The sequence below is a fragment of the uncultured Aquitalea sp. genome (assembly GCF_945957525.1).
GTDB lineage: Bacteria > Pseudomonadota > Gammaproteobacteria > Burkholderiales > Chromobacteriaceae > Aquitalea.
Map to the genome: position 1 here is coordinate 75,440 of NZ_CAMFLA010000011.1, position 19,430 is coordinate 94,869.

Below are 19,430 nucleotides of genomic sequence, written 5' to 3' on the forward strand. Positions count from 1 at the left end.
GAAATCCCATCCATACCAGTCAGAGGCAGAGTCACCTCTCACCACGCCAATGTAATGGCAGATTATTGCGCGCTCATGACAGGAAAGAAGGTGAGCACCACTTTGCCCAGGTTGGCATTGGCCTCAATGTGCGCATGCGCGTCAGCCGCCAGCTGCCAAGGGTAACTGCTGTCCAGCGTCAGCCTTGCCAGCCCCTGCTCCAGCGCCGGCAGGACATACTGTTCCAGCGCCCGCGCCAGCTCGGCCTTCACCTCCAGCGGCTGAGTGCGCAAAGTGGACCCGCATACCGTCAAGCGCCGCATCAGCATCTGACCCAGATTGATCTCCGCTCGCGTTCCGCCCATCACGCCAATCAGCACCAGGCGGCCATCTTTGTTGAGCCCCGCGACATTTTCATTGAAGTGCGACGCGCCAACCGGGTCCAGAATCACATCCACGCCGCCCCATTGCTTCAGCAGCGCGGAAAAAGCCGGCGTCTCACGGTAATTGAAGGCTTCGGCCGCGCCATGCGCGCGACAATAGTCCAGCTTCACCGCCGAACCGGCGCTGGCTATCGCTTTCGCACCCAACATCCCCGCCAGCTGGATGGCGGTAATGCCTACGCCGCTGGCTCCGGCATGCACCAGCAAGGTCTCCCCTTCGTCCAGGTGCGCCACTCGCACCAGATTCAGCCAGGCTGTCATCCAGGCCTCAGGCAGACTGGCAGCCTCGGCCCAGCTGAGCCAATCCGGCTTGGGAATCGCCAATTCTTCTTCCAGTAGCGCGTATTCGGCATAAGCGCCGCCGCCCACCAAACCAAACACGGCATCGCCCGGACGGAAGCGCGACGGCCCAACCACCTCCTCCACCACGCCTGCGATTTCCAGCCCCAGCAGCTCGCTGGCGCCGGGCGGCGGCGGGTAATGCCCCTCGCGCTGCACGATGTCGGCCCGATTGACGCCGGCCGCCATCACGCGCACCAGCAAACTGCCCGCGCGGGCGGCCGGCCTGGCCGCTTCGCCCACATACAAGGTATCCGCCCCGCCGGGCGCGTTTTGCAAGATGGCCTGCATCATGTCTTGTCTCCTGAAAACCGGCCATCTCGGGATGCGCCGGACGCAACTGAAGCCTTGATTGTACAGCCACGGCAAAGCGCGCCAAAACGGACTTGCAACATGACTGCCGGCCAGCCGCGCGTCGTTCTGCGACACATGCCATTACGGCGACATGAAACTGAGCCAGATCAAGCAAAGCGAAGGGGGATTGTTTACAATGGCGCGCCATGAGTGATAACTGCTTCCATTGCGGCCTGCCGGTTCCGGCGTCGGCCGACTTCCCCATTCGTTACCGCGACAAAACCGAACGCACCTGCTGCGCCGGCTGTCAGGCGGTGGCGCGCACCATCATCGAGTCCGGCCTATCCGATTACTACGCCCACCGCACCCAGGGCGCCAATCAGGCCGAAGCCCTGCCGCAGGAAGTGCTGCAGCAAATCCGCCTGTACGACTCCGACGAGCTGCAAAAGAGCTTTGTCCGCATGGAGGACGGCGACATCCGCGAAGCGGCCTTGATGCTGGAAGGGATTACCTGCGCCGCCTGCGTCTGGCTGAACGAACAGCACATCCGCCAACTGCCGGGCGTAGTGGAAGTGGATATCAACTACACCAGTCACCGCGCCCGAGTGCGCTGGGACAACAAGCAACTGAAGCTGTCGCAGATATTGCAAGCCATCGGCGATATCGGCTATCGCGCCCATCCCTACGACGCCGAGCGACTGGAGGCGATGAACCAGAAGGAGCGCAAACAGGCCATCAACCGCCTGTGGGCCGCCGGCCTCTCCATGATGCAGGTAATGATGTACGCGGTGCCCATTTATCTGGCGCCGGACGGCGATATCGCGCCGGACTTTCTCTGGCTGCTGCACTGGGCCAGCTTCATTCTCACCCTGCCTGTGATGCTGTATTCCGCCGTGCCCTTCTACCGCGCCACCTGGCGCGACCTCAAGACAGGCCGAGTGGGCATGGACACGCCGGTAACCATCGGCATCCTCACCGCGTTTTTCGCCAGTTTCTGGGCATTGATTCACAAAATTCCGCACGGCGTGTTTTTTGACTCGGTATCGATGTTCGTTTTCCTGCTGCTGGGCGGTCGCTATCTGGAAGGCATCGCGCGGCGCAAGGCCGGCGAAGCCACGGAAAGCCTGGTCAAGCTGATTCCCGCCTTTGCGCACAAGCTTGACGGTTGGCCGGCTGATCGCAGCGCCAGCGAAGCCACGGTCGCGTCGCTCGCCATCGGCGACGTTATCCTCATCAAGCCGGGCGAGACCGTGCCGGTTGACGGCGAAGTACTGGAAGGCAGCGGCAGCGCCAATGAATCCCTGCTGACCGGCGAAAGCCGCCCGCTAGAGAAGCAGGCCGGCAGCGAGGTGATTGCCGGCAGCGTGAACGCCAGCAGCCCGCTCATCGTGCGCGTGACGCAAACCGGGCAGGAAACCCGCCTGGCCGGCATTGTCCGCCTGCTGGACAAGGCGCTGGCGGAAAAGCCCCGCCTCGCTGTCGCGGCCGATCGCTTCGCCAGCTGGTTTGTCGCGCTGCTGCTGATTGCCGCAGCGGCCAGCTATATCGGCTGGCACTTCATCGACCCGGCGCGCGCGCTGTGGATCATGGTGGCGGTACTGGTGATTTCCTGCCCCTGCGCCCTGTCGCTGGCCACCCCCGCCGCACTGACCGCCGCTACAGGCCACTTGGCGGCGCTGGGCATTCTCACCACGCGCGGCCACGCGCTGGAAACGCTGGCGCGCGTCACCGACGTGGTTTTCGACAAAACCGGCACCCTGACCCATGGCGACATGCGCTTGGTGGCGCAGCAATGCTTCGGCCAACATGAGCCGGAGCCATCGCTGGCCATCGCCGCCGCTCTGGAAACCGGCGCGGAACACCCGGTGGCGCGCGCCCTGCTGACCGCCGCCCAAGACCACCCCCTGCCGCCAGCCAGCCAGCTGCGCAATGTGCCCGGCAAGGGCATTGAAGGATGGGTCGGCGGCATGGAATGGCGACTGGGATCGCCCGAGTTTGCCGAAGAATGGCTTGGTGCCCTGTCGGGCGACGCCAGCCACCCCGAGTGTACACAAGTGGTGTTGGCCAACCGCCAGGGCGTGGCGGCGCGCTTCGCTATCGGCGATGCCGCGCGCGCGGATGCGGCCGCCATGGTTCGGTCGCTCAAGGCGCGGGGTCTGACCGTGCACCTGCTGAGCGGCGATGGCCCGCAAGCGGTACAGGCGCTGGCCGATGCGCTTGGCATTGCGCACTTCACCGCGCGCGCCGCGCCGGAAGACAAGCTGGCTCGCGTCAGCGCCCTGCAACAAGAAGGCCGCCGCGTCTTGATGGTGGGCGACGGCATCAACGACGCGCCGGTACTGGCCCGCGCCGACGTATCGCTGGCGATGGGCGGCGGCACCGATGTGGCTCGCGCCAGCGGCGACATGGTGCTGATGGGCGACCAGCTGTCGCTGATCCCGCAAGCCATCGCGCTGTCGCGCAAAACCCTGACCGTGATCCGGCAAAACCTTTGCTGGGCGGCGGGATATAATCTGGTGGCCCTGCCCCTGGCCATCGGCGGCCACGTTACGCCATGGATCGCCAGTCTCGGCATGGCCATGAGTTCGCTGATCGTGGTCGGCAACGCCCTGCGTCTAGTCAAACGGAAACGCTGATGGAAAGTCTTTACCTGCTCATACCGCTCAGCCTAGTGCTGGCTTTTGTCATCGGCGTCATTTTCTGGTGGGCGACCCGCAGCGGTCAGTTTGACGACATGGAAGGCCCGGCGCATCGCATCCTGATGGACGACGACAGCACCAGCGCCGCCCCGCGCGGCAAGGACGCCGACAAGCCGGACTGACCTTCGCCCGGCGAACACCCCTCGCCGGCAATGACAACATCCTGCGCGCTCGTGCTGACAGGGCGGCTCGCTTGCGCTAGCATCGCTGCACCATTGACTCGTCAGCCGCCGCCGTGAAAGCAGACTTCTCCTTCTTCGCCACCCGACGCTTTTTCCCGCTGTTCGGCACCCAGTTTCTAGGCGCCTTCAACGACAACTTACTGAAAACCGCCGTTGTCGTGCTGGTGAGCTACCACGGCCTGACGCTGGACGGCTTATCGCCCGCACTGGTAGTCAACCTGGCCGCCGGCGTGTTCATCCTGCCGTTTTTCCTGTTTTCCGCCACTGCCGGCAAGTTGTCCGAGCGCGTGGACAAGGCTGTGATCGCCCGCTGGATCAAGCTGGCGGAAATCGCCATCATGGCGCTGGCCGGCATCGGCTTTGTCGCCCACTCCGCCGCCATGCTGCTGTTTACCTTGTTTCTCATGGGTTGCCATTCGGCTTTTTTCGGCCCGCTGAAATACTCGGTGCTGCCGCAATACCTGAAAGAGCATGAACTGGTGGGCGGCAACGGCCTGATCGAAATGGGCACTTTTCTCGCCATTCTCATCGGCCAGATCATTGGCAGCCTGATGACGCAAGGCGGGCCAGCGCTGATGGCCACGCTGCTGCTGGCTACCGCCGCCTTCGGCTACCTGTCTAGCCGCTCCATGCCGCCCGCACCGCCGGGCGCGCCGGATTTGCGGCTTTCGGCCAACTTCATCAAGGATTCGGTCGAACTGGTGCGCGACGCCTGGCGCATTCCTGACGTACGCTGCGCCATTCTGGGCATTTCCTGGTTCTGGCTGATGGGCGCGGTGTACACCACCCAGCTGCCCACCTTCACCAATATGCACCTGGGCGGCAACGAGGATGTCTACACCCTGCTGCTGGCGCTGTTTTCCATTGGCATAGGCCTGGGCTCCATCGTCTGCGCCAAGCTCTCGCGCGGTCATTTGCAACTGGGGTTGGTGCTGCTGGGCAGCGCCGGCATGACGGTTTTCGGTGGCGATCTGGCGCTGTCCGCACTGCCGCACTATCGCGGCCCGTTGATTGGCCTGGCTGATTTCCTCGCCGTGCCGGCCAACTGGCGGCATCTGATCGATGTGGGCCTGCTGGGCTTTTTCGGCGGCTTCTTCACCGTGCCGCTGTATACCTGGCTGCAGATGTCCAGCCCGGACAGCTTCCGTTCGCAAGCCATCGCCGCCAACAACATTATCAATGGTTTCTACATGGTGGCCGCCGCCGTGGCCAGCGTGCTGGCGCTCAAGGCCTGGGACAATATCGCCATCCTGCTGCTGGGCACCGCGCTGGCCAACATTCTGGCCACGCTGCATCTGCTGCGCGAAGCGCCGGTGATCTGGCAACAGCGCACGCACTGGCTACGAGCCATGCTGGACAAGGCATGATCCGAGCCCCCCTGCCCGCCGACCTGCCGGACTTGTGCCGTCTTTTTAGCCAACTGGGCTACACGCAAAATGAAGACGGGCTGCGCCGGAGGCTGCATCAAACCCTGACCGATCCCGCCTGCATCATGCGCGTGCATCAGGGCCCCAACCGCGTGGTGGACGGCGTGATCGTCATGCACCTGATGCGCCCGCTGCACGAGCCGCACGACTGGGCGCTGATTTCTTCGCTGGTGGTTGACGAGGCCGTGCGCGGCGGCGGCGTGGGCGCGCAATTACTGGCGGAGACGGAGTTGCTGGCAAGCCTGGCCGGCTGCGCAAGGGTGATGCTGGCCAGCAATGAAACCCGCGAAGACGCGCACCGCTTTTACGAGCGGCACGGCTATCAGGAAAGACGAAAGCGCTTCGTCAAAATGCTGACGCCCACGCCGATGGATAAAAAAAGGCCGGCATGAAAGCCGGCCGAGCGAGCCGGGTGGCGTCAAGGCCCGAGGCCACCCGTCCCGGAGAGGTGAATTCCGTTCATTGCGCCCGATATCGGGCAAGTCAATGATTCGTCGAATTTTGATAGCCTGACGCAAAGCCGTCCAATTGATTGTAATTAGCCCTTTCATTAGCAGGAGCTATCGGCCATGCCACACCCCCTGGGCCTGACCGGCTTGCATCACGTCGCCTTGATTGCATCGGACTACCCGCGCTCGCGCGATTTTTATCACCGCCTGCTGGCGCTGCCCATCGTCAGCGAAACCTGGCGCGCTGAACGCGAATCCTGGAAGTTGAATCTGGCGCTGCCGGACGGCTGCGAGCTGGAGCTGTTCAGCTTCCCTTCCCCGCCGACGCGCCCTACCCGACCCGAAGCCTGCGGCCTGCGCCACCTGGCCTTGGCCTGTGACGATATCGATGCCGCCCGCAAATGGCTGTTGGCCGAAGGCGTGCCATGCGAAACCATCCGGCTGGATGACATCGCCAACCGGCGCTTCTTTTTTTGCCAAGACCCGGACGGGCTGCCCATCGAGTTCTACAGCGCCGTCTGAACCGGAAAAGCATCAAGGCCGCCTGATGGCGGCCTTGATGCTTTCATGTTGAGCCCTCACTCTTCGTGACTGGGCACCGTCTGCTCAAGACTCAGCCAGTCTACGAAATCGGCGCGAGGCATGGGGCGGGCAAACAGGTAACCTTGCGCGTAATCACAACCGGCCGCGCGCAACAAATCGCACTGGGCCTGCGTTTCCACGCCCTCGGCCACCACCCGCAAACCCAGCTTGTGCGCCATGGCGATCACCGCTTCAACGATAGCCTGGTCGCTGCTGTCGGTTTCCAGCATGCTAATGAAGGAGCGATCGATCTTCAGCGCGTCGATGTCGAATTTTTTCAGATAGGACAAGGCGGAGTAACCAGTGCCGAAGTCATCAATGCTCACCGTCATGCCGGCGCGGCGAAATTCGTGCAAGGTCTCCACCACCGCCGGCCGCTCATCCAGCAACAGCGTTTCCGTAATCTCCACGGCGATCAGACTTGGCGGCAGGGCCGCGCGCTTCAGGTACTCCACCCAGGCGCCGCAGTTGCCGCCGATGAACTGACGTGGCGACACATTGATGCTGATCTTGATGCCATGTTGGCGCGCATGCCACCAGGCGGCCAGATCCAGCGCGTGATGAAACACCTGATTGCCCAATGTGCCGATCAGGCCGATTTCTTCAGCGATGGGAATGAACTCGTCCGGCGGCACCATGCCGCGCGTCGGGTGGCGCCAGCGCAATAAGGCTTCGGCGCGGGTAGCCTTGCCGCTGGCAAGATCAACGATGGGCTGGTAATGCACATCGAACTGACCTTCCCGCACCGCCAGTCGCAAATCGCTGCCCAGGCCCAGCCTGCGCTGGGCTTGCACCTGCATGGAGGGCGTGAAGTAACAGAAAGCATTCTTCCCCTGCGCCTTGGCCGCGTACATGGCCTGGTCCGCATAACTGAGCAGGCTGCCGCTATCCAGCCCGTCCTGTGGATACACCGCGATGCCGATGCTGGCCGACACATGCACCAGCCTGCCGCCCAGATCAAAAGGGCGCGACAACAGCGTCAGGATCTTCTGCGCCACCACGCCGGCCGCCGAGGCGTCGGCCACATTGGGCAGGATGATGACAAATTCGTCGCCGCCAATGCGCGACACCGTGTCGCTGGCGCGCAGCACGGTGCTGATCAGCCGGGCGGCCTGGATGAGCAACTCATCCCCCACATGATGGCCCAGCGTGTCATTCACCTCCTTGAAACGATCAAGATCAATGAACAACAGGGCCAGCGAACAGTCCTGCCGCTCTGAACGCAGCAGCTCTTCGGCCAACCTGTCGCGCAGCAGCCTCAGATTGGGCAGGCCGGTCAGCGCGTCATAATTGGCTTCATGCCAGATCGCCTGCTCCATGCGCTTGCGGTCGCTGATGTCGAGGATCAAACCCACCAGCCCGCCCAAGGTGCCGTCTGCCTTGTCGAACGTCGCCTTGTAAAACACCACGTCATGACGACTGCCGTCGGCGGCGTAGACCACCGAAGCTTCGTAAGTTTGCGTGCCGCGGGCGTCAAACAATGCCTGATCGGCAGCGTGATACTTGTCGGCCAAGTCGCACGGCGAGATGTCGTACACCGAGCGGCCCAGCAATTGATCGCGACTGAGGCCGATAAACTGCTCGAAGGCGCTGTTGCAGCCAATATAGCGCCCGGTTTCATCCTTGTAGAACACCGGGCTGGGGATGGTATCCACAAGACGGGTGATGAACTGCAGCTGGTTGGCCACCTCGCGCTCGGCGCGACAGCGCTCCGAGACGTCCTGCAGCAAACCGATGATGGCCGGCGCGCCGTGATATTGCACCGACACCCCGAACACCTCGGCGTCAAACTGCGAACCATCCCGCCGCAAACCGAGAAAATGGTAAAAACTGGCGCGGGCTTCCCCCTTGTCGCGCCGGTCGATCTCGCGCGACACCAGCGCGTGGTCGCGCGGCGATGTCAGTGAAGCCGGCCCCATGCCGCCGCACAACTCGGACGGCGTATAGCCGAACATCTCCGCCAGCTTGTCGTTGACGTAGACGAAGCGGTTGTCCTGGATGACGTACACCCCGGTCAGCGCGTTGCTGCACAATCCCTGCAACAGGGCGTCCGCCTCGCTTAGCAGGCTCTGGAACAATGCCTGTCCCTCCTGGCTCATTCTGTTTTGCTCTCCCGGCTTGCCCGCTTTGCGGGTGGCCGTTCTTTCTGTTTTATAGCGGTTTTTGCGCGCAGGCATCGGCGCCATGCCGGGCTCGATCCGGGGCGGAGCGGACGCGCGGGCGATGGCCGGCTGTGCTTAACCCAGCAGATTGTCAAACTCGGCCGCCGGCACGGGTTTGCCGAAGAGATAGCCCTGATACAAAAAGCAACCGGCCTGCAGCAGAAAATCCTGCTGCGCCCGCGTTTCCACCCCCTCGGCCAGCACCGTCATGCCCAGCGTCTGCCCCAGCGCGATGATGGTGCGAGCGATGGCGGCGTCGTTGGGGTCGTCCAGAATGTCGCGGACGAAACTGCGGTCTATCTTCAGCTGACTGATGGGCAAGCGCTTGAGATAGGACAGCGAGGAAAACCCGGTGCCGAAATCATCCATGGCGAAGGACACTCCGCACGCCTTGATGGCATGCATGCGGGCGATGATGGTCTCCGTGTCTTCCAGCATCATGGTTTCGGTCAGTTCCAGCTTCAGCCGGTCCGGCCTGGCCCCGCTGGCAGTCAGTATGGCTCGCAGGCCGGTTTCAAAACCCGGCTGCATGAACTGGCGCGCACTGACATTGACCGCCAGCGTGATATCCGCCCGACGCGGATCATGGGCCCAGGCGGCCAATTGGCGGCAAGCCTCTTCCAGCACCCACTGCCCAATCGGCAGGATCATGCCAGTATCTTCCGCCACCGGAATGAAGGTCAAAGGCCCGACCACACCCCGCTCAGGGTGCCGCCAGCGCAGCAGGGCTTCCGCCCCCACCATCACCCCTTCGTTGTTGTACTGTGGCTGATACACTAGGAAAAACTGCCGGTCCGCCAGTGCAAAGCGCAGCTCGCCCTCCAGCGTCACCCGCGCCTGCACTGCGGCTTGCATCTCGGGATCAAACAGGAACCAGGCATTGCGGCCACTGTGCTTGGCGCGGTACATGGCGGTATCGGCCCGCTGCAGCAACTCCTCTTCGCTGCTGTCGCTGGCGTTGAACAAGGCGATGCCCATGCTCGCGGTACAGACGAAAGGCCTGGCGCCGCCGTCGCGCCCACCCCAATCGCTGGCCAGGGCAAACGGCGTGGACAGCCGTTCGAGAATACGCTCGGCACGCTGCCCGGCCGCTGCCGCGGCATCCTCCTCCAGACCGGAGAGAATGATGACAAACTCATCGCCGCCCAGCCGCGCCACCACATCGCTGTCGCGCACCGTGGAACGCAAACGGCCCGCCACCGCCACCAGCAGCTTGTCGCCCGCGGCATGCCCTTCCGAATCGTTCAACACCTTGAAGTTATCCAGATCGATCAGCAACAGCGCGCCGCAACCGCCCTGCTCCCGCGTCTGGCGCATGGCCTGCGACAGGCGATCCATCATCAGTTGCCGATTGGGCAAACCAGTCAAGGTGTCGTAAAACGCCAGCTTGCGAATCTCTTGCGCGGAGCGCTTGCTGTCGGTGATGTCTTCCAGATTGAAATGCAGCATGTGCCGGCCCTGGTGCTCTAACGACATCAGTTGCACCCGGGCCTCCCACTGCGAACCATCCGGCCGCTGATGCCGCCACTCAAACACCACATGCCCTTCGCGCAAGGCCTGCTCGACAAATTCCGCCGCGGCTTCGCGCGAGGCGCGGCCGTCCGGTTGCCGCTCCGGCGACACCGCCAGCGGGGTCAGCCCCAGCATGGCTTCGCAACTTGGCAGCCCGTAAATGCGCCGCGCCGCCTCGTTGCAGTCGATAAACACCATGGAAGGCGTTTCCATCACCACCATCGGGATCTGCGATTTGCTGAACAACGCCTTGTTGTAAGCCTCGCTCTTGCGCAGGGAAGCCAGCGCATGCGACAGCTCTGCCGTCCGCAAGCGTACTTTTCGAGTGAGGCTCTTGCTCCAGACGGCCAGCCCTGCCAGCAACAGACCCAGCGCCAGAATGGTGTAGCCCGCCCAGCGCGCCCAGCTTGGCAGTCGGCCGGTAGGCAGGTTCTCGCCCAGCCAGTGGCGCTCGATGGCAGCGCGCTCGTCCAGACTGATCTTGTCAAAGCCGCTCAGCACATCGCGGTACAGCGCATCCCGCCCCTTGGCCACCGCCCAGTGAAACTGCCCCGAGTACAAAGGGTCGGTATGCCGGAACTGATCCGCCGCGCCTTCCTTGTTGAAAAAGTAAAAAGCCGGCGGCGCGTCGATGCACAGCACCCGCACGTTCTGCGCGGCGGCGGCGCGCACCAGCTCTTGGTAACCGGGATAGCGCTTGAATTCGTGGATGCCGTGCCGGACCAGGTATTCGATGCAGGCATCGCCGTCCTTCACCCCCACGGTAAAGCCCTTGAGGGAGTTGGCGTCGGTGATGCCGCTGATGGACTGGTGAAAAAAGATCGGCACATCGATATTGGCGTGCGGCGGGGAGAAAGCGTAAAAGCGCTTGCGCTCTTCTGTTTCAAACAGCGTGTCGATAACATCCGCCTGGCCGGACTTCATCATGGCTTGCGCCTTGCCCCAGTCGGTGGCGATGAACTCCACCTTGATGCCGGTCTTTTTTTCCCATAGCGCCCAGACATCGCGCAGGATGCCCTCCGGCTGCCCATCGGCGTCGCGGAATATGTATGGCGGGTAATTGTCGTCCATCACCACCCGGATGGACGCCGGCGCCGCCAGGGCCGGAAAGGCGCACAGCAAGGCGCAGGCCCAGCCTGCCGCCATTGCGGCGATGCGCCGCCACACTCCCCCGCCATGAGCCGAGCCTTGCTCATGTTTCATTGTTTTTCTCCAACCTTCCCGCTCGTAAAACTACTCCCTCTCTGGCGAAGCAGTATCAACCCGGAAAGCGCTGGAGCGCATCATTTATCTGGCAAGAAAGCAATGATAGTGCGCCGGTGGTGCTTGCTGGTTTCCAAAATGCGACAGACAGGCCCAGAAGAGCAGGCTGCCGCGAGCCTGAATAATGCAAGCTTGCTTGACGGTTAGCCCGGTTGGTCTCACATGGCGGATTCACCCAGGCATTGCTTGAAAATCGCTGTATCCCCCGGCGGTTTGATGTTCGGCAAACAAGACTATCCCCGCACAAGGAAGTACTTGCGCAATGGCCATGAATGCCGGATGGTTAAGCAATAGGCATGAGATTGCCAAGCGGAACCACCTGATGATTTCTCCTGTTTACACGCAATGCGACGCCGCCTCGCTGGAAGCCGCCGTCGAAGTGCTGCTCAAGCAGGGCGCGCGGGCGCTGCTGGCCCTGCTACCCGAAGCCGAGCAAGACCAACTGCCCGCCCTGCAAAGTCTCTGCCTGCGACGAGGGCTTGAATTGGCGGGGGGCATCTTCCCCCAGTTGATCCGCGGCGGCCAGTTATGCGCGGAAGGCTGTTGGCTATTGCCTCGCAAGCAGACCACCGGCGCAGAACTGCTGGGATTGTCCGCCGACCTCTCCGCTGAAACGGCGGCCTGCATGGTGGCCACGCGCGTGGAAACCCTGCTGCAGGGCTGGGACCCAGCGCAGGGCCGGCCAACGCTGTTTCTTGCTCTGGATGCCGTGCTGCCCAATATGGCCAGCATGGTGGATGAGCTCTATCTACGGCTGGCCGATCAGGTGAGTTACTTCGGCGTCAATGCCGGCAGCGAAACCTTCCAGCCCATCGCCTGCTTGTTCGACCAGCACCGCACGCTGGGCCATGGCGCGCTGGCGCTGTTGCTGCCGTCCAGCGCGGAGCCCGTCATCCAGCATGGTTATCCGCTGCCGGATCATGTCATGAGCGCCACCGCCACCGAAGGCAACCGCATTTTCCAGATCGACTGGCGGCCGGCTTTCGAGGTGTATCAGGAGCAAGTTCGGCAGCAGTACGGGCAAAATCTCAACCGCGACAACTTCTACCAGTACGGTGTTCACTTTCCGCTGGGCATCGCGCTGGCCAACAATGAGTTGCTGGTGCGCATTCCCGTCGCGCTGGAGGACGATGGCTCGGTGCTCTGCGTGGGCGAGGTGCCGGAGAATTCGCTACTGTTCATGCTGCAAGCGCCGGCGCTGGACCAGCAAAGCTGCGTCAGTGACATTGCCGCAAGGTTGCCCGAACCCGGCGGAGACGACGAAACCCTGCTCACGTTCTACTGCGCCGGGCGGCGCATGCACTACGGCGCGGAAGCCGGCACGGAACTGGCCCGCCTCGGCAGCGCCAGCGGCGGTCGCTCCATGGCTGGCGCGCTGACGCTGGGTGAAATCGGCAGCCTGCGCGCCGGCGGCTATCCGATGTTCCACAACGCGGCCATCGCCTGCGCCCTCTGGAAAACCACATGAACAGAGACCAACTGCTGGCCGTGCTCTACGACCTTGCCCTGACCATTGGCCACGAGGTGAGACTGGACGCCTTGCTGACCAAGGTCTTGCAACGGCTGATGTTCCACACCGGCAGTCCTGCCGGGCTGGCCCTTCACCATCCGGAGGGCGCGGCGACGGACTACGCCACCCTGCTCAAGGCGATAGGCGACCACGCCCTGCAGCAGCGCGCAGGCGAACGCATCGCCATTCCCGCCGGCCTGCTGGGCAAAAACATTGCCCCTCTGGACAAGGCGGAGTTGCTCGCAAGCCTGACCGGCCATGATCGCTACCGCTTTTGTTTGCGACTGCCAGTCGAGCAGCGCTACACCATCCTGCTGCTGGGCCTTGCGCCGCTGAGCGACAATATTCCTTACGATCACGTATTCCCACCGGTGCTCGCCAATCTGTCCCGGGCCATTCAGCTTTGTCAGGACAGCGAAAGGTTGGCCGAAGCCAAGGAAAAAGAGCACCGCGCCATGCAGGCCCAGTTGACGCGCTCGCAGATTTTCAGCCGCGCCCTGCTCAACGCCATCCCGGTGGCCGCCTTCTACAAAGACACGCATGGCCGTTACCTGGGCGCCAATCCCAAATTCTGCGAACTGCTGGCGGTTAAAGAAGAGGATATCGTCGGCCATACCGCCGATGAGCTATGGCCTAAGGATCTCGCCGCTTTTTATCAACACTCGGACCGGCAGATACTGGAAAGCCGCCGACCCTTGAATCTGGAACACGCCTATCGCAACCCGGAGGGCGAAGAGCGCCTTGCCCTCTACGCCAAAAATGTCTTCTATGACGAAAAGCACGAGGTCGCCGGATTGATCGGCACCTTCATCGACATTACAGAACGCCGGGATGCAGAAGCCCGTCTCAAACAGTCGCTCATCCAGACTATCAACGCCCTCTCCTCAGCCATGGCGCATCGCGACATGAGCACCGCCAGCCACGAAAAACGCGTCAGCGACCTGGCGGTGGCCATCGGTCGCGAAATGGGACTGGATGATCAGCGACTGGAAGGCCTTGGCCTGGCGGCCATGGTGCACGATATCGGCCTGATCCAGATTCCGTCGGAGATTCTCACCCGCCCGCGCCGACTGACCGTGGAAGAGTTCGACCTGCTCAAGCTGCACTCCGAAGCCGGCTACGAGATCCTCAAGGACATCGACCTGCCATGGCCGATCGCCCGCATCATCCTGCAGCATCACGAGAACCATGACGGCAGCGGCTACCCCAACGGCGTGCGCGGCGACGATATCTTGCTGGAAGCGCAGATCATCCATGTGGCGGACAGCATGGAGGCCATGCTGTCGCACCGCCCCTTCCGCCGGCACCTGGAGTTCAACCAGGCCATCAACGAACTCAAACGTTGCCGCGGCGTGTGGTATGCGCCGGAACCGGTGGATGCCTGCCTGAAACTGTTTCTGGAAAAAGGCTATCAACTGCCCGATCATGTGAAGAAGTCGCTCCAGGCCGCCACCTTATGACGCATCCCGCCAGCCAAGCCGCCGCCCGCCTCCTGTCTCCACAAACAGGGGATGCCCTCTGCCTGCAAACCGTACTCGACCAGATGCCGCAGAGGGTCATCATCAAAGACGCGCAATCGGTCTTCCTCTACTGCAATGAGCAGGCTGCGCAAGACATCGGCGCATCCCCCGCCGCCATCGTCGGCAAGACTGACTTTGACTTCTTCCCGCCCGACCTGGCGCGCCGCTACCAGGAGGATGACCGAAGGGTGATGGCCTCGGGCGAGCGCGCTTCTTTCGAAGAACCCTACCAGCGAGACGGCCAACAGCGCTGGCTGGAAACCACCAAGATCCCGATTCGGGACGAAACCGACCATTGCATCGGCATCGCCGTGCTGTTCGACGATATCACCGAGAAAAAAAACAGCGCCGAAGTCACCCTGCGCCGAGCTTGGGCGCTGCGCGCGCTCAGCGCCAGCAACAACGCACTGGTGCACGCGCGCGGAGAGGCCGAGCTGCTACAGTCGGTGTGCAACGCCATTACGGAAGATGGACTCTATCGCTTGGCCTATATCGCCTGGGGCCGCGCCACCACGGACCACCGCGTTGATGTGGTAGCCTGCGCCGGCGAAGCGCGGGACCTGATCGCCGAACTGGAAATCAACTGGGGCGAGCATCACAGCCACGGCTCCGGCGCCGTAGGACGCTGTCTGCGCAGCGGCAAAACCGTCAACATCCCCGCCATCATGAGCGACCCTGGCCTGACTCCCTGGCTGGATCAGGCGCGCCGCTTCGGCCTGGTATCGATGATGGCCACGCCGCTAAACATAGAAAACGGCGAATCGGGCGCGCTGGTGGTGTTCGCCTCCGTCGAAAACGCTTTCGGCGCCGACGAGTTGCACCTGTTTGAAGACCTGAGTCACAACCTGCGCTACGGCATTGAGTCCAGACGCACCACCTCGGCTTACGAGCACAGCCTGCTTGAGCGCGCGCAGCAGGCCACCGTGCTGGAGCACTCCCTGGAACAAGCCCTTACCGCCATTGCCTCCGTGCTGGAACAGCGCGACCCCTACACCGCAGGTCATCAGAAACACGTTGCCGACCTTGCCGTAAAAATCGGCAAGGAAATGGGCCTGGACGACAATGACCTGCGCGGCCTTTACCTGAGCGCGGTTGTGCACGACCTGGGGAAGATCCAGGTGCCGGCAGAGATTCTCAGCAAACCCACCCGCCTCAACAAGCTGGAATTCGCGCTGGTAAAACGTCACCCCGAGGTGGGCTACACCATCCTGAAAAACATCGATTTTCCCTGGCCCATCGCCGACATCATCCGTCAGCATCATGAATACTTGGACGGCTCAGGCTACCCTCGCCGCTTGCAAGGCAACGATATCCTGCTGCAGGCCCGCATTCTCACCGTGGCCGACATTGTCGAATCCATGTCCTCGGACCGCCCCTACCGTCAGGCGCTGGGTCTGGATGTCGCCTTGGGGCAGATACGCAGCATGCGTGGCGCGCAACTGGACCCGGACGTGGTGGATGCCTGCGTGCGAGTGGTTGAAAGAGGCGAGTTCGAGCCTCATCTGATGATGCTGGAAGCGTAAGCTCCGCTTGCGCCCTGACTCCTCACAAGGAACGCCATGCCCCGCCTTGCCCCTGTCGAACTTGCCAAATCCTATCGTCTGCTCAACCACGGCCCTACGGTGCTTGTATCCAGCGCCCATGAAGGCCGCAGCAACGTCATGGCCGCCGCCTGGGCCATGCCGCTGGACTTCGACCCACCCAAAGTGCTGGTGGTAGTGGACAAATCCACGCTGACGCGTCAGTTGATGGAGGCGTCCGGCGAATTCGTGCTCAACATCCCCTGCAAGGCACAAGCGGCACAGGTGCTGGCCGCCGGCAGCCAGTCCGGCAAGGAAGTTGACAAGTTCGCCGCCAGCGAGCTCTCCCCGCTGCCGGCTTGCAAGGTTGGCGCGCCGCTGGTAGCCGGCTGCATCGCCCACCTCGAATGCAAAATCATCAGCGAACCGCGCAATGAGCAACAGTACGACCTGTTCATCGGCGAAATCATCGCCGCACAGGCCGACCCCGATGTATTCAGCAATGGCCATTGGCACTTTGACGGTCATGACGACAAACGCAGCCTGCACTATGTGGCCGGCGGGCATTTCATGGTGATTGGCGAGGAAATCGATGTCTCCCCAAGCCCGTGACGTTGGCCGAAGGCGGCAAGCTGGCCGCCTGTCGGCTTTCCGCAATGAAAAGACCCGGCGTTTGCCGGGTCTTTTTGTTTGCCGGGCAGGCAGCGTCCGCTCAGATCACTTCGCGCACAAACTCATCGAACGCAGACACCAGCTGATCCACATCCGCTTGCTTCGTGTCGGGGCACACTAGAATCATGTTGTGGAACGGTGTGATCAGCAGTCCGCGATTAAGCAGGAACAAGTGAATAATGTGCTCCATATCGCTATCCAGAATCGCATCCGCTTCGCTGCCGTTTTTCGGCGGTGCCGGCGTGAACTGGAATTCCGTGCGCGCGCCCACCTGGGTGACGCACCACGGCAGGCCGTGACGGGCGATGACGCCGCGCAGCCCTTCGGCCAAGCTCTCCGCCAAACCAAACATGTACTGGTAAGCCTCCTCGGTCATCACCTCGGCCAGATTGGCGCGCATCGCGGCCATCGCCAGCATGTTGGCGGTGAGCGTGGTGCCGATGCCGCTATGACCCGGCACCGCTTCGCGCTTGGCCTGCTGCGCCCGCTCAGCCATCTCCGCAGAAAAACCATACACCGCGCACGGCACGCCGCCACCCACCGGCTTGCCCACCACCAGCATGTCGGGCTGCAAGCCGTGGGTGCGGGTATAGCCGCCCATGCCGGTGCTGATGGTGTGGGTTTCATCCATGATCAACAAGGTGCCGTAACGCTTGCACAGGGCCTGCGCCGCCTTCCAGAAGCCTGGTTCGGGCAACACCATGCCGATATTGGTCAGCGCCGGCTCGGCCAGCAGGCAGGCTACGTCTTCCGTTTTCAGCGCCGCTTCCAGCGCGGCCAGATCGTTGAACTCCACCACGCGGGTGAATTGCTTCAGGTCGTACACCTGGCCCAGCAAACTGGCGCGCTGCACCGGCTGGCCATCCACCAGATCGACAAACACATCGTCTATGGTGCCGTGATAGCAGCCATTGAACACCAGCAGTACTTTGCGACGAGTGGCGGCACGCGCCCAACGCAAGGCGAAACGGTTGGCGTCGGTGGCGGTCATGGCGAACTGCCAGTAAGGCAGACCGAAACGACGCGCCAGTTCGCGCGATACCCATACCGCGTCCTCGGACGGCAGCATGGCGGTAATGCCGCGCGCCGCCTGCTCCGCCACCGCGCGGGCCACCGGTTCGGGCGAGTGGCCGAACATGGCGCCGGTATCCCCAAGACAGAAATCCACGTAGCGATTGCCGTCCACGTCCTCAAAGCGCGCACCGCGTGCCGACTTCACGTACAGGGTGAAAGGCGTGGACCAGTCGTCCATCCAGTGCAGCGGCACACCAAATAACAGGTGTTCCGACGCCTGGGCCGAATAGTCGCGCGACAGCGGACGGCAGCCGACAAACAGTTCGCGTTCGCGTTGATGCAGTTGCTGGGCCTTGTCCCAGTTGATGCCATGGCGAGTCGTCATGGTGTCTCCTTGATCTTTGCCAAAATGGATTGATTGCTTCGGCCGCTGCCAACAGCATCCCCCCGCAGCATGCGGGCTCGGGAAATCTGCGGGACGCCGGGCGCGACGCTCAAACATGCAACTGCAGGTGTTCGCGCTCCCAGGCGGTAATGCCGCGATTGAAGGTTTCAAACTCTTTTTCCTTCACCGCGCAAAACGCCTGGACGAAATCGTCGCCCAATATTTCCGCTAGCTCGCGGCATTCCTGCATCAGCGCTACCGCGTCTTCCAGACTGCGGGGCAACTCGTAATCCAGGTTGTAGGCGCTGCCGGTCATGGCTTCGCTGGCGGACAGCTGTTCTACCATGCCCAGATAGCCGCATGCCAGCGTTGCCGCCATGGCGAGATAGGGGTTCACATCCACGCCGGGCACGCGGTTTTCCACGCGACGGGCCGAAGGACCGGAAGGCGGCACGCGAATGCCGCAGGTGCGGTTGTCGTAACCCCAGCGCACATTGATGGGCGCCGCTGTATGCCGGCTCAGCCGGCGATAGGAATTCACATAAGGGGCCAGCATGGGCATCACGCGCGGCAGGTACTTTTGCATGCCGCCGATGTGATGGAAAAAAAGCGGGCTGGCTTCACCGTCGGCGAGGGAGAAAATATTGTCGCCGGTGCGGGCATCGACAATGCTTTGATGAATGTGCATGGCGCTGCCGGGCTCGTTCTCCATCGGCTTGGCCATGAAGGTGGCGAATATGCCGTGGCGGTAAGCGGTTTCACGCACAGCGCGCTTGAAAAGAAACACTTGATCAGCCAGCGACAGCGCGTCGCCATGACTGAAATTTATCTCCATCTGGCAAGCGCCCACTTCGTGGATCAGCGTTTCCACATTGAGTTTGGCTTGCTGGCAAAAGGTGGAGAGTTCCTGAAAAAAAGGATCGAAATCGTTGACGGCGTCAATGGAGAAAGACTGCCGTCCCACTTCAGAACGACCTGCCCGGCCAGAGGGCGGTCGCAGCGGCTCATGTGGGTTGTCGTTCTGGCGGATGAGGTAAAACTCCATCTCAGGGGCCACCACCGGGCGCCAGCCGCGCGCTTCGTACAATTTCAATACACGGCGCAGCACCGCACGGGGGGACAGGCTGACCGGCTCGCCGTCAAAATCTTCGCAATCGTGAATCACCACCGCCACCGGCTCCATTGCCCAGGGCACCATGCGGATGGTGGATGGGTCCGGCACACACACCATATCGGGATCGTTGGGGCCGACGAAGCGCTCGAAATCGGCGAATTCGCCATTGACGGTGATGGTCAGCACCGCCTTGGACATCTTCATGCTGCTTTCATTGAGGAACAAGTCCTTGGGCACGATCTTGCCGCGCGCCACCCCCGTCATGTCGGGGATGACGCATTCCACTTCATGGATACGGTGTTCTCGTATGAAGCTTTCCAGCTGCTCTCGCATTATTTTCTCCACTTATGATCATAAATTTAAA

At 62.3% G+C, this 19,430-nt stretch carries 14 protein-coding genes; 9 read left to right on the forward strand and 5 right to left on the reverse strand.

The features are described 5' to 3' along the window. Positions 1–62: 62 nt before the first annotated feature. Positions 63–1,055: an NAD(P)H-quinone oxidoreductase gene (locus Q0P52_RS12070; protein WP_293762662.1), complete on the reverse strand. Its 993-nt coding sequence runs from the start codon at positions 1,053–1,055 to the stop codon at positions 63–65. Between the two features lie 206 nt (positions 1,056–1,261). On the opposite strand from Q0P52_RS12070, the gene Q0P52_RS12075 reads away from it, so the two are divergent. The 5 genes from Q0P52_RS12075 (at position 1,262) to Q0P52_RS12095 (ending at position 6,334) form a co-directional block, all read left to right on the forward strand. Then, positions 1,262–3,691, forward strand: coding sequence for a heavy metal translocating P-type ATPase (locus tag Q0P52_RS12075; protein ID WP_293762664.1), 2,430 nt, complete (start codon positions 1,262–1,264; stop codon positions 3,689–3,691). Then, positions 3,691–3,876, forward strand: a complete 186-nt coding sequence (ccoS, locus tag Q0P52_RS12080; protein WP_293762666.1) for a cbb3-type cytochrome oxidase assembly protein CcoS — start codon at positions 3,691–3,693, stop codon at positions 3,874–3,876. The genes Q0P52_RS12075 and ccoS overlap by 1 nt, the downstream gene beginning before the upstream one ends. A gap of 113 nt (positions 3,877–3,989) precedes the next feature. Beyond that, entirely contained in the window at positions 3,990–5,303 is a 1,314-nt protein-coding gene (locus tag Q0P52_RS12085) for an MFS transporter (RefSeq protein ID WP_293762668.1), read from the forward strand. Next, positions 5,300–5,755, forward strand: a complete 456-nt coding sequence (locus tag Q0P52_RS12090) for a GNAT family N-acetyltransferase (protein WP_293762670.1) — start codon at positions 5,300–5,302, stop codon at positions 5,753–5,755. The genes Q0P52_RS12085 and Q0P52_RS12090 overlap by 4 nt, the downstream gene beginning before the upstream one ends. A gap of 177 nt (positions 5,756–5,932) precedes the next feature. Further along, positions 5,933–6,334, forward strand: coding sequence for a VOC family protein (locus Q0P52_RS12095; RefSeq protein ID WP_293762672.1), 402 nt, complete (start codon positions 5,933–5,935; stop codon positions 6,332–6,334). A gap of 56 nt (positions 6,335–6,390) precedes the next feature. On the opposite strand, the gene Q0P52_RS12100 is transcribed toward Q0P52_RS12095, so the two are convergent. Together Q0P52_RS12100 and Q0P52_RS12105 are read right to left on the reverse strand one after the other, a co-directional pair. After that, a complete protein-coding gene (locus Q0P52_RS12100) occupies positions 6,391–8,493 on the reverse strand; it encodes an EAL domain-containing protein (RefSeq protein ID WP_293762674.1) in 2,103 nt (700 codons plus the stop codon). A 138-nt stretch (positions 8,494–8,631) separates the two neighbouring features. Beyond that, the gene (locus Q0P52_RS12105) at positions 8,632–11,271 is read right to left on the reverse strand and encodes an EAL domain-containing protein (RefSeq protein WP_293762676.1); all 2,640 of its coding nucleotides are present in this window, start codon (positions 11,269–11,271) and stop codon (positions 8,632–8,634) included. Positions 11,272–11,653: 382 nt separating this feature from the next. Between Q0P52_RS12105 and Q0P52_RS12110 the strand changes: the two genes are divergently transcribed. Genes Q0P52_RS12110 through Q0P52_RS12125 form a run of 4 tightly spaced genes read left to right on the forward strand, consistent with a single transcriptional unit; the run spans position 11,654 to position 16,493 of the window. Next, the gene (locus tag Q0P52_RS12110) at positions 11,654–12,799 is read left to right on the forward strand and encodes an FIST C-terminal domain-containing protein (protein WP_293762679.1); all 1,146 of its coding nucleotides are present in this window, start codon (positions 11,654–11,656) and stop codon (positions 12,797–12,799) included. Continuing rightward, on the forward strand, positions 12,796–14,301 hold the full coding sequence (locus tag Q0P52_RS12115; RefSeq protein WP_293762682.1) for an HD domain-containing phosphohydrolase: 1,506 nt from the start codon (positions 12,796–12,798) through the stop codon (positions 14,299–14,301). The genes Q0P52_RS12110 and Q0P52_RS12115 overlap by 4 nt, the downstream gene beginning before the upstream one ends. Continuing rightward, positions 14,298–15,884: an HD domain-containing phosphohydrolase gene (locus tag Q0P52_RS12120; protein WP_293762685.1), complete on the forward strand. Its 1,587-nt coding sequence runs from the start codon at positions 14,298–14,300 to the stop codon at positions 15,882–15,884. Before Q0P52_RS12115 ends, Q0P52_RS12120 begins: the two co-directional genes overlap by 4 nt. Positions 15,885–15,920: 36 nt before the next feature. Next, a complete protein-coding gene (locus Q0P52_RS12125; RefSeq protein WP_293762687.1) occupies positions 15,921–16,493 on the forward strand; it encodes a flavin reductase family protein in 573 nt (190 codons plus the stop codon). A gap of 100 nt (positions 16,494–16,593) precedes the next feature. Here the strand turns inward: Q0P52_RS12125 and Q0P52_RS12130 are convergent, their stop codons facing one another. After that, positions 16,594–17,952 (reverse strand): aspartate aminotransferase family protein, encoded by a 1,359-nt coding sequence (locus Q0P52_RS12130; protein WP_293762689.1) that lies wholly within the window; start codon positions 17,950–17,952, stop codon positions 16,594–16,596. Between the two features lie 109 nt (positions 17,953–18,061). Beyond that, positions 18,062–19,399, reverse strand: coding sequence for a glutamine synthetase family protein (locus tag Q0P52_RS12135; RefSeq protein WP_293762691.1), 1,338 nt, complete (start codon positions 19,397–19,399; stop codon positions 18,062–18,064). Positions 19,400–19,430 lie beyond the last annotated feature (31 nt).

What these genes read in the sequence shown, in the direction of transcription:
- ccoS (WP_293762666.1), top strand. Translation starts at nt 3,691, where the DNA reads ATGGAAAGTCTTTACCTGCTCATACCGCTCAGCCTAGTGCTGGCTTTT.
- Q0P52_RS12070 (WP_293762662.1), bottom strand. Translation starts at nt 1,055, where the DNA reads ATGATGCAGGCCATCTTGCAAAACGCGCCCGGCGGGGCGGATACCTTG.
- Q0P52_RS12075 (WP_293762664.1), top strand. Translation starts at nt 1,262, where the DNA reads ATGAGTGATAACTGCTTCCATTGCGGCCTGCCGGTTCCGGCGTCGGCC.
- Q0P52_RS12120 (WP_293762685.1), top strand. Translation starts at nt 14,298, where the DNA reads ATGACGCATCCCGCCAGCCAAGCCGCCGCCCGCCTCCTGTCTCCACAA.
- Q0P52_RS12130 (WP_293762689.1), bottom strand. Translation starts at nt 17,952, where the DNA reads ATGACGACTCGCCATGGCATCAACTGGGACAAGGCCCAGCAACTGCAT.
- Q0P52_RS12090 (WP_293762670.1), top strand. Translation starts at nt 5,300, where the DNA reads ATGATCCGAGCCCCCCTGCCCGCCGACCTGCCGGACTTGTGCCGTCTT.
- Q0P52_RS12125 (WP_293762687.1), top strand. Translation starts at nt 15,921, where the DNA reads ATGCCCCGCCTTGCCCCTGTCGAACTTGCCAAATCCTATCGTCTGCTC.
- Q0P52_RS12100 (WP_293762674.1), bottom strand. Translation starts at nt 8,493, where the DNA reads ATGAGCCAGGAGGGACAGGCATTGTTCCAGAGCCTGCTAAGCGAGGCG.
- Q0P52_RS12110 (WP_293762679.1), top strand. Translation starts at nt 11,654, where the DNA reads ATGATTTCTCCTGTTTACACGCAATGCGACGCCGCCTCGCTGGAAGCC.
- Q0P52_RS12115 (WP_293762682.1), top strand. Translation starts at nt 12,796, where the DNA reads ATGAACAGAGACCAACTGCTGGCCGTGCTCTACGACCTTGCCCTGACC.
- Q0P52_RS12095 (WP_293762672.1), top strand. Translation starts at nt 5,933, where the DNA reads ATGCCACACCCCCTGGGCCTGACCGGCTTGCATCACGTCGCCTTGATT.
- Q0P52_RS12135 (WP_293762691.1), bottom strand. Translation starts at nt 19,399, where the DNA reads ATGCGAGAGCAGCTGGAAAGCTTCATACGAGAACACCGTATCCATGAA.
- Q0P52_RS12105 (WP_293762676.1), bottom strand. Translation starts at nt 11,271, where the DNA reads ATGAAACATGAGCAAGGCTCGGCTCATGGCGGGGGAGTGTGGCGGCGC.